Annotated in this window: 12 protein-coding genes and 1 pseudogene; 5 read left to right on the forward strand and 8 right to left on the reverse strand. The window is 42.3% G+C overall.

Going from position 1 to position 15,155, the window contains the following annotated elements:
- Positions 1–4 precede the first annotated feature (4 nt).
- The 8 genes from Q0P34_RS01545 to Q0P34_RS01580 all read right to left on the reverse strand — a co-directional run bounded on the left by Q0P34_RS01545 (position 5) and on the right by Q0P34_RS01580 (position 10,216).
- On the reverse strand, positions 5–670 hold the full coding sequence (locus Q0P34_RS01545) for a PHP domain-containing protein (RefSeq protein WP_294951845.1): 666 nt from the start codon (positions 668–670) through the stop codon (positions 5–7).
- A complete protein-coding gene (gene recG, locus Q0P34_RS01550; protein ID WP_294951848.1) occupies positions 670–2,688 on the reverse strand; it encodes an ATP-dependent DNA helicase RecG in 2,019 nt (672 codons plus the stop codon). The genes Q0P34_RS01545 and recG overlap by 1 nt, the downstream gene beginning before the upstream one ends.
- Before the next feature lies 1 nt (position 2,689).
- Positions 2,690–4,312 (reverse strand): DAK2 domain-containing protein, encoded by a 1,623-nt coding sequence (locus Q0P34_RS01555; protein WP_294951851.1) that lies wholly within the window; start codon positions 4,310–4,312, stop codon positions 2,690–2,692.
- Between the two features lie 17 nt (positions 4,313–4,329).
- On the reverse strand, positions 4,330–4,707 hold the full coding sequence (locus tag Q0P34_RS01560) for an Asp23/Gls24 family envelope stress response protein (RefSeq protein ID WP_178669009.1): 378 nt from the start codon (positions 4,705–4,707) through the stop codon (positions 4,330–4,332).
- Positions 4,708–4,788: 81 nt separating this feature from the next.
- Positions 4,789–6,276 carry an ABC transporter substrate-binding protein gene (locus Q0P34_RS01565; protein ID WP_294951857.1) on the reverse strand — a complete coding sequence of 496 codons (1,488 nt, stop codon included), beginning with the start codon at positions 6,274–6,276 and terminating at the stop codon, positions 4,789–4,791.
- A complete protein-coding gene (locus Q0P34_RS01570) occupies positions 6,273–7,046 on the reverse strand; it encodes a TIGR00282 family metallophosphoesterase (protein ID WP_294951860.1) in 774 nt (257 codons plus the stop codon). The genes Q0P34_RS01565 and Q0P34_RS01570 overlap by 4 nt, the downstream gene beginning before the upstream one ends.
- Before the next feature lie 403 nt (positions 7,047–7,449).
- Positions 7,450–8,976: a sodium/proline symporter gene (locus Q0P34_RS01575; protein ID WP_294951863.1), complete on the reverse strand. Its 1,527-nt coding sequence runs from the start codon at positions 8,974–8,976 to the stop codon at positions 7,450–7,452.
- An 88-nt stretch (positions 8,977–9,064) separates the two neighbouring features.
- Positions 9,065–10,216, reverse strand: coding sequence for a cation diffusion facilitator family transporter (locus Q0P34_RS01580; protein WP_294951865.1), 1,152 nt, complete (start codon positions 10,214–10,216; stop codon positions 9,065–9,067).
- Between the two features lie 198 nt (positions 10,217–10,414).
- On the opposite strand from Q0P34_RS01580, the gene Q0P34_RS01585 reads away from it, so the two are divergent.
- From Q0P34_RS01585 to Q0P34_RS01605, 5 genes and pseudogenes are all read left to right on the forward strand, one after another.
- Complete coding sequence (locus tag Q0P34_RS01585) at positions 10,415–12,148, forward strand: class I adenylate-forming enzyme family protein (RefSeq protein WP_294951870.1); 1,734 nt, start codon at positions 10,415–10,417, stop codon at positions 12,146–12,148.
- Positions 12,149–12,288: 140 nt separating this feature from the next.
- Entirely contained in the window at positions 12,289–12,975 is a 687-nt protein-coding gene (locus Q0P34_RS01590) for a TIGR00266 family protein (protein WP_294951874.1), read from the forward strand.
- Between the two features lie 193 nt (positions 12,976–13,168).
- Positions 13,169–13,270 (forward strand): annotated as a pseudogene (locus Q0P34_RS08430) (AbrB/MazE/SpoVT family DNA-binding domain-containing protein); the annotation flags it as partial.
- Positions 13,271–13,401: 131 nt separating this feature from the next.
- Complete coding sequence (locus Q0P34_RS01600) at positions 13,402–14,502, forward strand: acyltransferase family protein (RefSeq protein ID WP_294951884.1); 1,101 nt, start codon at positions 13,402–13,404, stop codon at positions 14,500–14,502.
- Positions 14,503–14,570: 68 nt separating this feature from the next.
- A complete protein-coding gene (locus Q0P34_RS01605; RefSeq protein ID WP_294951888.1) occupies positions 14,571–15,107 on the forward strand; it encodes a stage V sporulation T C-terminal domain-containing protein in 537 nt (178 codons plus the stop codon).
- Positions 15,108–15,155 lie beyond the last annotated feature (48 nt).

Genomic DNA, 15,155 nt, shown 5'->3' on the forward strand with positions numbered 1-15,155 from the left:
ACTGTCAATAGGTTTTTATCATTTCGAAATCCATAGACCTTAAAGTGTCAAGCAAATCGGCGTTGTTACGAATCGGGCTTTGGGTGATGATTCCCCCTCTTGCCAAATGGGCAGGGGTGTGAAAATCAGAGCCCGACACCATAAGCTTGCCGTTTTCCTTTGCCCAAGCCTCTGCCTTTTCGTTAGACTCCTTTGGAGTTTTACCGTTATATATCTCAACACCGTCTATGTAATCAAGGTTGCACCTTCTTATTCCCGGCCTAAACGGATGAGCCTGATAAACGAGGTAGCCCTCGCTGTGCATAAGCTGATACATTTGCTTTTCCCACACAGCCAAAAGATTTCCTTGTTTGGTCAGCCATTGCTCCTCAACACCGTACACAAGGTAATCGTTTGCAGTACCGTAGTGCCTGAGCTCCACGCCGAGCATAATGGTAAAATCCGACGGAGCGATTTTTTTCATTTCTCTGTATGACTGCAAATAAAAGTCAATCTTTTTTTGCGGAGCAAAGTAGTTGTGATTGTAAAAGGTGAGGGGACTGTAATGGTCGGTGAGTACAATACCGCTGTATCCCTTGTCCATATACATTCTTAATATTTCCTTTGGCGCAACCCTACCGCATTGGCTGACAGGTCCGGTATGGGTATGCATTTCGTATTTGTATTCCATTAGTAATTCGACCTTCTGAACATATTTGAAATTTGATTGCACAGCACAGGAAAGCTGTCAAGACGCGGATCATCGCGGAGTATAAGCCCTGCACATTCCTGACATTGAGTAAGAGTGCCTGTATCCTCAAGCATATCGGCAATTTTAAGCTTTGGCAGGCCGTGCTGACGGGTACCGAAAAAGTCACCCGGACCCCTGCTTTTCAAATCGTAATCTGCAATTTTGAAGCCGTCAGAGGTGGATTTCATAATTTTTAATCGCTCAACGCTGGCTTCTGATTTGTTGTCCGACACAAGTATGCAAAAGCTTTTGTCCTTGCCACGACCCACTCTGCCTCGTAGCTGATGAAGCTGTGACAACCCAAACCTGTCTGCGTTTTCAATAAGCATAATGGTTGCATTCGGTACATCAACGCCAACCTCAACAACCGTGGTGGAAACAAGTATTTGTACCTCGCCGCCTGCAAAACGCTCCATAACACGTTCCTTTTCCTTTGGCTTCATTTTTCCGTGAAGCAGGGCAAGGCTGTATCCGTCAAATACCTTTGTTGAAAGCTCCTCGGCATACTCCTTTGCAGAGATTAAGTCGCTTTCGTTATCATCTACAAGAGGGCAAACAATATATGCCTGATTGCCGTTGTCAATTGCGTTTTTGATAAATTTGTAAATCCTTGGGTGATAATCGGTTGTTACCAAATCAGTACGAATTTCCTGCCTGCCGGGTGGAAGCTCATCAAGAATACTAATATCCAAATCACCGTATATAATGAGTCCCATGGTGCGTGGTATAGGAGTTGCAGACATAACGAGAAGATGAGGGTTGTTGCCCTTCATTGCAAGGTTTGAGCGTTGCTCAACGCCGAATCTGTGTTGTTCATCTGTACAAACCAAGCCAAGCCTTTTGAACTCAACATCGTTTTGTATAAGGGCGTGTGTGCCGACAACTAAATCTATTTCACCGTCAAGCAGACGACGTTTAATCTCTCTTTTATCCGTTGCCTTTGTTGAGCCGGTGAGAAGAGCAACCCTCACGTCTACATCCTTAAAGAGCCTGCAAAAGCTTTCGTAATGCTGGGCGGCAAGTATTTCCGTCGGTGCCATCATCGCGGCTTGATAGCCGTTTTTGATTATGCTGTACATAACCGCACCTGCAACTGCAGTTTTGCCCGAGCCGACATCTCCCTGAACAAGCCTGTTCATTTGCCTGTCACCCATAAGGTCGCCGATGCAGTCTGCAACGGCTCTTTTTTGTGCCTTGGTTGGCTCAAAGGGCAGCAGGGAGTAAAATTCATCTGTGTAGTCGGTGCGGATTTTTTGCATATTCTGCACCTTTCTTGCACCCTTTAGCATCATTAGTCCAAGCTGAAGAGTCAACAGCTCTTCAAATATTAACCGCCTGCGCGCTTTTTGTATGTTTTCTTCCTTGGTTGGAAAGTGAATTTGCTTTATTGCGAAATCAAGTGAGCATAATCCGTATTCCTGCATAATGTATTCCGGCAGGCTTTCGGGTATTTGCTCTGCTTTTTTCAGTCCCTCTGACACAACCTTTTCTATAATTTTTGATGACAGTCCGTTTGTTGTGGGATAAATAGGGTGTATGCCCCGTGCATTTTCCACTCTTTCAATTTGCGGAGAGCTCATTGAAGCCTCAGTAAAGGTCTTGTCCACCTTGCCGTACAGAATGTAGTCATCAAACGTGCGAAGCGATTTTGCAAGATATTCGTTGTTGAAAATTGTAACGTGAATAACAACCTCGCCGTCAGAGAAATTGCATTTGTAAAGGGTTAACCCCTTGCGGATTTTTGCCTCCTTAACCGGAGTAATCATAGTTGCTTTAATGAAGGCGGGCTCACCCGACGGAGCATCCTTAACAGAAAGAGTTTTGCTCCAATCAATATATTTTCGCGGATAATAATGAATAAGATCCTGTAAAGTGTAAACACCCAACTTGTGAAAAAGTTGGGCTCGTTTATCTCCTACACCTTTTATGAACTGAATACTGTATTCATCAAAATTCATATTATTCCACCGAAATAATGTAGTAATACACAGGCTGACCGCCGTTTACTATGCTAACCTCAATGTCACAGGCAAATTTTTCGTTGAGCATTTCTTCAACTCTTTGCGCCTCCTCCTCGGTTGTGTCCTCACCATAGATAAGGGTTACAAGGTTGTTTTCATCAGGATTAAACAATTCGGCAGTTGCGTTAAATGCAATCTCCTCTCTGTTTTCACCGATGAATTTTATAGCTCCGTTGCAAAGGCCCATAATCTGACCTTCTTTAATAGGCTTGCCGTCAACCTCGCTGTCTCTTGCGGCAAAGGTTACGCTGGCAGTTTGCACATTGCCTGCCATAGCAAGCATAGCGTCAAGATTTTCCTGCTTGTCCACGGTTTCATCAAATGCAAGCATAGCACAAATACCCTGCGGAATAGTTTTTGTTTCAAGCACAATGACCTCACGGTCGGTTACACTGTCCCTTGCCATTTGTGCCGCCATAATGATGTTTTTGTTGTTTGGCAAAACGTATACAACCTTTGCCGGAACTGCAAGCACAGCGTTGATAATGTCATCGGTTGACGGGTTCATTGTTTGACCGCCGCTGACAACAACATCTGCTCCGAGGTCACTGAACAGCTCCGTTAAGCCCTTACCGGCACAAACCGATACAAAGCCGTAGTCGTTTTCAGGCTCGGCAATTTTAGGCTCGTCCTCTTTCTTGTCGGCTTCGTTATTCGGCTCGGAAAGATTTTTGATGCTTATGTCAAAAAGCTGACCGTATTTAACTGCTGTTTGAATAATACTTCCAAGCTGTTCGCTGACAACCTTTACGGATATTTTGTTGGCGTCCTCGTTAACCTTAACGCCGTTACCGATAGCCTCAAGGAAAGCACGAAGCTTGATAGCGTCGCTTTCCTTTGCACCGCGCACCTTTTGAATAATAAATGCACAGTCGTAGCCAACCTCTGCCTGCTCGGCACTGCCTGCCTTTTTGCTCGGCATAGCCTCTTCGCCGACAGGGCTGACAATAGCATTGTGAACAATTACGGATTTCATACCCTGAAGGATAAGCAAAAATCCTTGACCGCCTGCGTCAACAACTCCTGCCTGCTTAAGAACGGGGAGCATTTCGGGAGTTTTTGCAAGTGCTTCCTTTGCCGCCTCGAGTGCGGCTGTGCAAACCTCAAGAGTATCGTTGTTAATTTTTGCCATTTCCTCGGCTGCCTCGGCAGCACATCTTACAACTGTAAGAATTGTACCCTCGGTAGGCTTCATAACTGCTTTGTATGCCGCGTCACTGCCCATACGAAAGGCTCTTGCAACGTCATCGCCGTCTGCCTGCTCAACACCCTTAAAGGCCTTTGAAAAGCCACGGAATATAAGCGAAAGAATGACACCGGAGTTTCCTCTTGCACCTCTTAAAAGTGCAGATGCAACCCTTTTTGAAACATCACCTATTGTGCTGTTGTCGGGCATATCCTTTATGTCGTCGGAGGCGGAGGCAATGGTCATGGACATATTTGTGCCTGTGTCGCCGTCCGGAACCGGAAAAATATTAAGTGCATCAACAGCCTGTCTGCTGTTTGCAATATTGTTTGCCGCGGATATTACTCCGTCTCGAAACATCTGTCCTGTAATCATTAAGTAGTCCTCCGCAATCAGTTAATGCTGTTGTCAATACCCTCGATGTGCACATTAACCTCTGATACCTTGAGGTCGGTTGTGCTTTCAATAGTGTATCTGACCTTGTTTACAATGCTGTCTGCAATAGCGCTGATGTTTACACCGTATGAAACAGCGATTGACAAATCAACAACCAATGCACCGTTAACGCTTTTGATTGTAACACCCTGATTGGAGTTGTCAAAATCTGCCTTTTGAGTTCTGTTTTTGATAGCGGTTTTGATTGTTTGAACAGTATTTGCACTAACCATTCTTGTAACGCCGAAGCAGCTTTGTGCGGCATTGCCTACAAGCTTGGCAAAGTAGTTATTTGTGATTTCAATATATCCGTTTGGATTTTCGTACTTAATCATAATTATCCGTTGCCTTTCTCGGCTACCGTTAAATTAAAGTTAACACATATTGTAGCCGAAAATATGTGTCGAACATTGTTGTTAATTGTAATACCAGTCCTCAATATTTGAAAAGAAATTTCCGTAGCTTCCCTGCATATCGCCGTGCATTGCCTTTGAGTAGCATATTACACCGTTGCGATAAACAACGGGAATAAACGGCATATCCTCCGAAAAGCTTAAAATGAATTTTCCGAGCTCTGCCTTGCCGTTAAGATAGTCACGGTAGAGGCTTGAGGTTTGGGAATCGGTGTTTATACCAAAGGCGGTTTTGCCCTTTTTGTCAAAAAACGACGATAGTCGCATATCGTTTGGGATTTTTGTTTCGCCGATATAGATGTCGTAGGTGCCGTATTTTAACGCGTCGTTAAATACCTTTTGATTATAGCTTTTAACCGTTACGTCAAAGCCGGCGGATTCAAGCTGTCGTTCAACAAGCTTTGCAACTGCAACCCTTTGCTCGTTTTGATTTACAACGATTTTAAGCTTGACGTCGCCGTCGCTGTATCCTGCCGATGCCAATGCCTGCTTCGCTGCCGTAATGTCGGCGCTGTCAGCAAAAATCTGTGTTTCTCTGCCGATGCGAGAAACAGGATTGAACAGCGAGGTTGAAGGCCTTGCATATCCCTGATATGCGCTCTTTGCAAGAGTTGTTCTGTCAACAGCAAGTGATATTGCCCGTCTGACCTCCTGCTTTGATGTTGCGCCCATTGATGTGTGCAGCCCTAAGTAAACCATATTGTTAAGGGCTACCTGCTTTTTACCGCATTTCAGCCTTGTGATACTGTCGTTGGGGTTGTCACGGTAGGCATAGCTGATGTTGCCTATGTTGATTGCATTGTTTATTGATTCCGCAGACGGAACGTTAACAAGCTGTATTTTTGTAAACCTTGGATTAAATTCCTCCTTGTACAGCTCGTTTTTTTCTGCAAAAAGCTTGCCTTCGGACTCGGTAAACTTATACCGACCGCTACCGATAGGGAATTTGCTGTTGTCTGTAACCTTTGAAATGTAAAATGTCAACAGCTGATGCGCGTACGGATTTGCGTAGGACATTTTGAATTTAATTACCGTGTCGCTCACGGTGCTTGCACTGTATATGGGTGCAAGGCTGTTTTTCCATCGCGGAGATTGCTTTGCCTCGTTAAAGGAGCTGACAACATTTTTTGCCGTAAGCGGTGAGCCGTCCGAAAATGTCAGACCGCTTACTATGGTAACGGTTAACGTGTCGGAATCCTCATATGTGTAGGAGCTTGCAATTTCGGGAACTGCCTCAAAGCTTTCATCAATCCTAAACAACGGCTCAAACACAAGGTCCTGCGCTGTTTGATTGTTCAGCGTGTCCGACTCAAACGGATTTAATGAATCGGATTGGCTGTAGCTTATTTTGAAGCCCTCGGTGTCCTCGGTAACCTGTGCGGTTGTTTGCACCACAAGCTGATGCTCCGGCGGTGCCTCTCTTTTGCATCCGCTAAACAAGGCGATTGCTGTTGCAATAGATAATAATATTGCCAATGCCTTTTTGGTCATACTCTAAACCTTTCTATATTTTCAGCCCTGCCGTTTGCCTCATTAATGTCAATAACGACGCCCTCCATAGTGCATGGACCATCGGGATTTTCAAATCTTACAGGCAGGTTGGTTTTCATTTTTTGTATGGCAAGCTCCGGTGTTACGCCCAAAACAGAATAATACGGACCGGTCATGCCTATGTCGGTAATATATGCGGTGCCGTTGGGCAAAATCTGCTCGTCGCTTGTTTGAACGTGGGTATGAGTACCGAATACGGCTGATACTCTGCCGTCAAGGTAAAAGCCCATACCTTTTTTTTCACCCGATGCCTCTGCGTGAAAATCAACAACAATTATCCTTGCACCGTTTGCCTTAACCTTTTCTATCTCGGCATCAATGGCGTCAAACGGATTTGTGTTGCTGTCAAGGTACACGGTGCCCTGAAGATTAATTACGGCAACTCGGCTTTTTCCTCTTTCAAGGATAACAGAGCCGTTGCCGGGGGCACTGCTGTGATAATTGCACGGACGGATGATAAATTCGTTTTCGTCAAGGTAGTCTGCAATTTCAGGCCTGCGCAGTGCGTGGTTGCCAAGCGTAATGGCATCTGCACCGCTTGTAAAAATGTGCTGTGCGCTTTTTGGAATAATTCCGTTACCGACGGCACTGTTTTCTCCGTTAACGATAACAAAATCCGGACGATATTCTCTTTTTATTTTTGGCAGGCAGTCACGAAGATAATCACATCCCTGTGAGCCGACAACGTCGCCTATTGCTAAAATTCTCAAAATTTCACCGCTTCTGTATTTGTTCTGTATTTGCATATATAATCTATTATATTATATATTATATCATCCTCAATTACAATATTAAAATAAAAAAACAGGCAGTTCAAGAAAAACTGCCTGTCAGCGTGTCGAAAAAGTCGAATTATAAATTTCGACACGCAGGTAGACTGTTGAGAAATGGAGCTGAATTTCGCATTCTTGCGAGGGAAGATGTACGAGGGTACCTCGACCGAGCAAAAGGCGAAAAACGCCAAAAGCGGCTTAGATTCGATGTCTAAGCCGCTTTTACAATCCCTCCGAGTGCGATAAATCGCACCCACCTCCCTTTACACAAGGGAGGCTCAAATTGGTTTATTTTAATTTATATGGCGTGTTTCAGCCCACTTTATCGACAGTCTTCAGCTTATTTCATTTTTTTTACTTCTTCAAAGACACCGACGATTTCATCATCAGGCTTCTTTGTACAAAGCGAAACAACAACATTTGCAACAAGACCTGTAAGGAAGGCAGGTAATAATTCGTAAATGTTGAGTACGGGTGAAAGGCCTGAAATTACGAATTTCCAAAGGAATACCATTACACCGCCTGCAAATATACCTGCGATTGCACCGTAAAGGTTTGAGCGCTTCCAGAAAAGTGAAAGCAACACAACCGGACCGAAGGCAGCACCAAAGCCTGCCCAGGCAAATGATACAATGCCGAATACAGAGCTGTTTGCATCCCAGGCGATAATTACACCGATTACGGAAATAACAACAAGTGTTACTCTTGCAACAATCATTTTTGCAGTTTCGGAAAGCTTAAGACCAAACAATCCGCCAAGCAGGTTTTCACTTGCAGATGACGAAGCAGCCAAAAGCTGACTGTCGGAGGTTGACATTGTTGATGCCAAAATACCTGCAAGTATTACACCGGCAATAAGAGCAGGAGCAATACCCTCTTGGCTCAATACGTTTGAGATTTGAATGATGATGGTTTCGCTGTCATCAAATTTGCCGAGTGCTCCGCTTGCAACCATACCTCTGCCGACAATACCGATAGCAAGTGCAATGAACATGGAAATTACAACCCAAACAGAAGCAACACGGCGTGATGTCTTTACCTTTGCAGGATTTTCAATAGCCATAAATCTAAGCAAAATGTGTGGCATACCAAAGTAGCCCAAGCCCCAGGCAAGAGTGGAAACAATGCTTATTATTCCAAAGCCCGTTGAGGTGTTGCCCTCGTCATGATGAACGGTAAACAAATTAAGATAACCGCTTAGCTGTTGTGCATTGTCCATAACAGCGCCGATGCCGCCTGCCTTTGCCACACCGAAAACAAGCACAATAATCAATGCTATTGTCATAATAATTGACTGAATAAGGTCGGTAACAGATGCAGCGGTAAATCCGCCGAGTGATGTGTAGCCGACGATGATGATTGCAGACACTACCATAGCGATGTGGTAATCAATGCCAAACAATGTGCCGAAAAGCTTTCCGCAGGCACTGAAGCCCGATGCGGTGTAAGGAACAAAAAATACAATAATAATCAGTGCAGCAAGTGCCATAAGGATTTTTTTGTTGTCCTTGTATCTTAACGAAAAGTAATCCGGAATAGTGATTGCTCCGATGCGTGCAGAATAATTACGAAGCTTTTTTGCAACAATGAGCCAGTTAAGATATGTACCTACGGCAAGGCCGATAATTGTCCAACCTACCTCGGCACAGCCTGCAAGGTATGCAAGCCCCGGCAGACCCATAAGCAGATAACTGCTCATATCGGATGCCTCGGCGCTCATTGCCGTTACAAACGGGCCGAGCCTTCTGCCTCCCAAATAAAAATCGTCTACACTTTTGTTCTTTTTTGCATAGCCGACACCGATAAGCAAAATAGTGAATAAATATACTACAATCGATATCATTATGCATATTTGTGCAGTAGTCATATGTTCTCCTCCTATAATAATACGTAAGATAGATAACTCATTTTATCACATATTGTATAATAATGCAAACATTTATTTTTATACATTTTTATACAAATGAATGTTCAATTACCATTACAAGCTCTATATGATTATCTCTTTGCTTAAATTTTTCCGTCAATTCCGTGCGAATTTTTGCCTTCTCCTTTTCCTCGCAAAACGGTACGATGAGGTCAAAAATAAGGTTTGTATGAGTTTCGCCCTTAACCATTCTGAAGTCGTGGAAGGTGTATTCGCTGTTGTACTCATTGATTATTTCGGCGGTCATTGCCTTGTATTTGTTAACCTCATCGTCGTCAACAACAATGGGGTCCATATGTATGCACATAATTATGCCAAGGTCCTCGTTAATTTTCTTTTCAACATTGTCTATTACATCATGAAGCGTCATAACGTTTATGTTGGACGGCACCTCTGCGTGAGCGCTTGCGATTATTCTGCCCGGACCGTAGTCGTGCACGATAAGGTCGTGAACACCTATAATGCAGTCGGGCTCGGTCATTATTCTTTCAATATTGTCAACAAGCTCCTTTTCGGGTGGCTGACCTAAAAGCGGAGATACTATTTCTCTTGCGATATTAATACCGCCGATAAGGATAATTATTGCCACAGCCAAGCCTATAACACCATCTATCCAAGCGATGTTGAACAGGTGCGAGAGTGTTAACGCAACAATGGTTGCAAGGGTTGATATGCAGTCGTTAAGGCTGTCCTGCCTAACTGCCTTGAGGTTGATGTTGTCGGTATGCTTAAAAAGCCTGTGGTTAAAGTATGCCATCCAAAGCTTTACCAAAATTGACGCAGAAAGAATCAGCACATATACCATACTGAATTTCAGCTCCTGCGGGTGAATAATCTTGCCGATAGAGTCCTTCGCAAGCTCAAAGCCCATAATTAAAATCAATGCCGACACCGCAAGCGCTGACAGATATTCCATCCTGCCGTGACCGAACGGATGCTCCTTGTCCACGGGCTTTTTTGATAGCTTTGCACCTGCTATCGTCACCGTGTTTGATGCCACGTCCGACAGATTGTTAAGGGCGTCTGCCGTGATGGAAATAGAGCCTGAAAGCTTTCCTACAAAAAATTTGAAAATTGCAAGGCAGATGTTGCACACTATGCCCACACCGCCACTCATAACTGCAAAGGCCTCACGGTCAAAGCCTCTTTTTTGTCCCAGCTTAATTAAAAAACGAGTCATAATATCACTCCGATTCTTGTATTTTTTGTGTATTTTTTCATTATAACAATTCCTGCTCATTTTTTCAATAAAGACAGCATTAATTACAGTAGATTATAAATTATTTATTAATAATTTACAAAACGGTGGACATTAATTTGTTAATTAGTTATAATACACCATAACGATTGTTTACTGTATTGGTAAAGGAGACAGAATATGAATACACCAAATGCGCCATGGTTAAAGTATTTCGGCGATATTCCTGCACATCTTGATTATCCGAGCGGTTCTATGTATGAGGCTGTCAGGGAATCTGCACAAAGGCTTAAAAAAATGAATAGCGTTGCCTATGAATTTCAGGGCAAAAAGACAACCTATAAGCAATTCTTAAATAAGATAGAGCTTCTCGGCAAGGCTTACAGAAGCATCGGCATCAATGAAGGTGACACTGTAACAGTATGTATGCCGAACACTCCGCAGGGTGTAGATACCTTTTACGCTCTTAACAGAATCGGTGCGGTTCCCGCAATGATTCATCCGCTTTCGGCTGTCGGCGAAATAGCCTTTTATATCAACACTGCTCAAAGCAAGGCAGTTTTGGTTGTCGATTTGTTTTATGAAAAGGTGCTTGAGGCACTTAAGCAGGTTGACCATCCTGTAAAGGTTGTTGTTGCTCATATCAAGGATGAGCTTCCGTTCCCGCTTAATATGCTTTATCCGCTTACTCTTAAGAAAAAGCCTGCTCCGCTTCCAAAGGATAACAAGGACATTATTGATTGGGCAGATTTTGTTTCGGCAGGCAAAAAGGCACCGGCACTTACCAATGAATTTCCAAAAAAGGATGACACGGCGGTTATTCTTTTCTCGGGCGGTACAACCGGCACATCAAAGGGTATTCAGCTTACAAACCTTAATATGAACGCACTTGCCGCACAGGTTGCATCAAACGCAGGCTTCTCTATGGAGGGCTTGAGGATGTTTTCCGTAATGCCTTTGTTCCACGGCTTCGGCTTGGGTGTAGGCATACATACTGCACTTATGGCAAGCGGTACTTGCATCATTATTCCGCAGTTTACAATTCAAACATATGCGCGTGATGTTAAAAAATACAAGCCAAATGTTATTGTAGGCGTTCCTACATTGTACGAGGCACTTTTAAGAAGCGAGGGCTTTGATTTTGACCTTTCGTTCCTTCGAGGTATGTTCTGCGGAGGCGACTCTCTTTCGGTAGAGCTCAAGAAAAAGGTTGATAAGTTCCTTAAGGATCACAATGCAACAATTCAGGTCAGAGAGGGCTACGGAACAACAGAGTGTGTTACTGCCTCCTGCCTTACTCCGTATGACACCTATCGTGAGGGCAGTATCGGTATTCCGTTTTCGGATACATATTATGCTATCGTTAATCCTCAAAACGATACAGAGGTACCTTACGGTGAGGAGGGTGAAATCTGTATTTGCGGTCCTACAGTAATGAAGGGCTATCTTAACAACGCAGAGGAAACAGCATCTACTCTACGTGTTCACGCAGACGGCAATGTATGGCTTCATACAGGCGACCTTGGTGTTATGGACGAGGACGGATTTGTTTACTATAAGCAGAGAATGAAGCGACTCATTATTGTATCGGGCATCAACGTTTATCCGTCACAGGTTGAAAATGCTATCGATGCTCACCCGGACGTTCTTTTGTCTTGTGCAGTAGGTGTGCCCGACCCATACAAAATGCACGTTGTAAAAGCTTTTGTTGTTTTGCGTCAGGGCGTTGATCCTTCCGATAAGATTAAGGAAGAAATCATTGAAAACTGTAAAAAGAACATTTCACGTTACGGTGTTCCTAAAGAAATTGAGTTTCGTACCGAGCTTCCTAAAACTCTTGTAGGCAAGGTTGCTTACAGAGTTCTTGAAGAGGAAGAGGCTAAAAAGTACGAGGAAGCAAAGAAAAATCAGTAATATAAATAAGAAAAATACATCCTTCAAAATTTTTGGGGATGTATTTTTGTATTGTGCTTCGCATAAAAATATGATATGCTGAAATTGATAGATATGCTGAAATTGATAATAAAAAATAATTTGAAAAGGGGATTTTTATTATGAGATATGAAGTAAAAGGCGGAAGCTTTCCTGTTGTCGTTTGTCAGCTTGAAAACGGTGAAACAATGATTACAGAGGGCGGCGGAATGAGCTGGATGTCACCTAATATGAAAATGGAAACCGTAGGTGGCGGAGTAGGCAAAATGCTTGGCAGAATGTTTTCGGGTGAAAGGCTTTTCCAAAACAAGTATACAGCAGTCGGCGGTAACGGCGAGATTGCATTTGCAAGCAGCTTTCCAGGTGATATTGTTGCTGTTGAGATTGGTGCCGGCAATGATTGCATTGTTCAAAAAAGTGCTTTTCTTGCTTCCACACAGGGCGTAGATTTGTCAGTATTCTTCCAAAAGAAAATCGGTTCGGGATTTTTCGGCGGCGAGGGCTTCATTATGCAAAAGCTTTCGGGTAACGGACTTGCTTTTATAGAAATTGACGGTGCTGCTGTGGAATATAACCTTGCAGCAGGTCAGCAGATAATTGTTGATACAGGTCATGTTGTAATGATGTCTGCATCCTGCCAAATGGATATTCAAACCGTTAAGGGTGTAAAAAATATTGTGTTCGGCGGCGAGGGCTTGTTCAATACGGTAATAACCGGTCCGGGCAGGGTAGTGCTTCAAACAATGCCAACCATAAAGCTTGCCGGCGCACTCGCACCTTACATACAGCTTCAGTCATCATCAAAATAATTTATGCATAATACTCGGCTCCTCTTGTTTTTAATCAAGGGGAGCTGTTGCATTTTATATGCGACTGATGGGATACAGAAAATTGCTAACACGTCGTTGATTTTTGCAAAAAATACCATTTGCGGTTTTGTATTATCCTGCCTTTATTGTGCAAAATATTACAGTAATTATTTTGCATTGGAGAGGATTAAATATGAAAGCAACAGGTATTGTGCGTAGAATTGATGATTTGGGCAGAATAGTAATACCAAAGGAAATCAGGCGCTCGTTTAGAATTAAGGAGGGCGTCCCCTTGTTGACAACATTGACACCTTTTGATAGATTTTGCTTGGTGATACATAGTGTGGTGGGAAGAAATAAAATAACGAATTGAATTATTCCTGTTTTTATGATATATTGAAAAAAACAAAGGAAAGAAGTTCATATATGGAAAAAAGGAATTATAATGTTGATTTATTTCGTATAATTGCGGCGTTTCTTGTAACCGTACTACATGTATTAGGGAAAGGTGGAGTATTGAAAAGTACTTCACCCACCGAAATAAACTATTGGATAGCCTGGTTTTTAGAAATTTGTGCTTACTGTGCGGTTAATTGTTTCGCTTTAATAAGCGGATATGTGATGGTTAACAAGACTGTAAAATTAAAAAGTATGCTCGGTTTATGGTTTCAGGTTTTATTTTATTCGTTGTTGTTTACCTCTTTATTTTTTGTTTTTTTACCTGAAAGCAGAAGCATTAAAAATTTGGTTGTTGCGGTTATGCCAATATTAGGAAAACAATGGTGGTATGTATCTTCATATTTTGCGTTGTGTTTCTTCATTCCATTTTTAAATAAAACCATAAATAACATTTCTCAACAAACATACAAAAAAATTTTACTGTTAATTTTGTTTGTAATATGTTGCATAGACTGTGTTCTTCCTATAGATGCTTTTACCCTTAATAATGGTTATTCTGCTATTTGGCTTATGATTGTGTATTTGTTTGGTGCATACATCAGGAAGTATAATATATGCGAAAAAATCACAGCATTTAAATGTATTGTTGGCTTTTTTGCAATGATTGTATTAACGTTTGTAAGTAAAATCACAATTCGGTTTTTAACAAAAAGTATTTTTGGTAAAGCGAAATTTGAGGGCACATTTATATCGTACATATCTATTACAATTTTATTATCTGCAATTTTTTTGTTGCTGTTTTGTTTAAAAATAAAAATAAACAATACCGCAACTAAACTTATTTCTTTCGTTTCTCCTGCTGCATTAGGGGTTTATTTAATACATGTTCATCCGCTTGTTTTTAATTATCTTATTAATAATGCTTTCGTTTCATTTGCTACCAAATCGCCGATTGTTATGATTATTTGCGTAATATTGGCAAGTTTGGCTATATTTGCATTGTGTACAATAATCGAATTGTTGAGAATAGAAATTTTCAAATTAATAAAGGTGAGCAAACTATCCGAATTTATTGCACGAAAAATCAATGATTTTTATTTGAAAGTTTTTGAAATGAAACTGAAATAAAGTATAAATCTCCTTGTTTTACAGATACTAACAGTACAAATTTGTAAAGCAAGGAGATTGATTTATATATGAAAGCAACAGGTATTGTGCGTAGAATTGATGATTTGGGCAGAATAGTAATACCAAAGGAAATCAGGCGCTCATTTAGAATAAAGGAGGGCGACCCGCTCGAAATTTATACCGACAGTGAGGGCGAGGTAATATTCAAAAAATATTCTCCTATCGGCGAGCTGTCAAATTTTGCAGGGCAGTATGCCGAGGTTTTGCACAAGGATGCAGGTATGCCCGTTGTAATTACCGATAACGACCATGTAATCGCCGCGTCGGGTGTGAGCAAGCGAGAGGTGCTTGAAAGACGAGTCAGCAAAAGCCTTGAGGAGCTTATGGAAAATCGTCAAATTCACATCAAAACCGACAAGGTTGGGGCAATGAATGCAATTGAGGGCTTTGACCGTCAGGCACAAATTGTTTATCCCATTATCTACGGCGGTGATGTCAGCGGTGCAGTTGCTGTTATTGATGACGGAAAAGGCTCGTTGCCAAGCGAAGCGGATATAAAGCTTGTACAGGTTGCGGCATCTTTTTTAGGGAAACAAATGGAATAACCTTTGTGTATATTGCACAAAAAATATTGACTTTGTTTGTGTGAATTG

Source organism: uncultured Eubacterium sp. (assembly GCF_945980375.1).
GTDB lineage: Bacteria > Bacillota > Clostridia > Oscillospirales > Acutalibacteraceae > Eubacterium_R.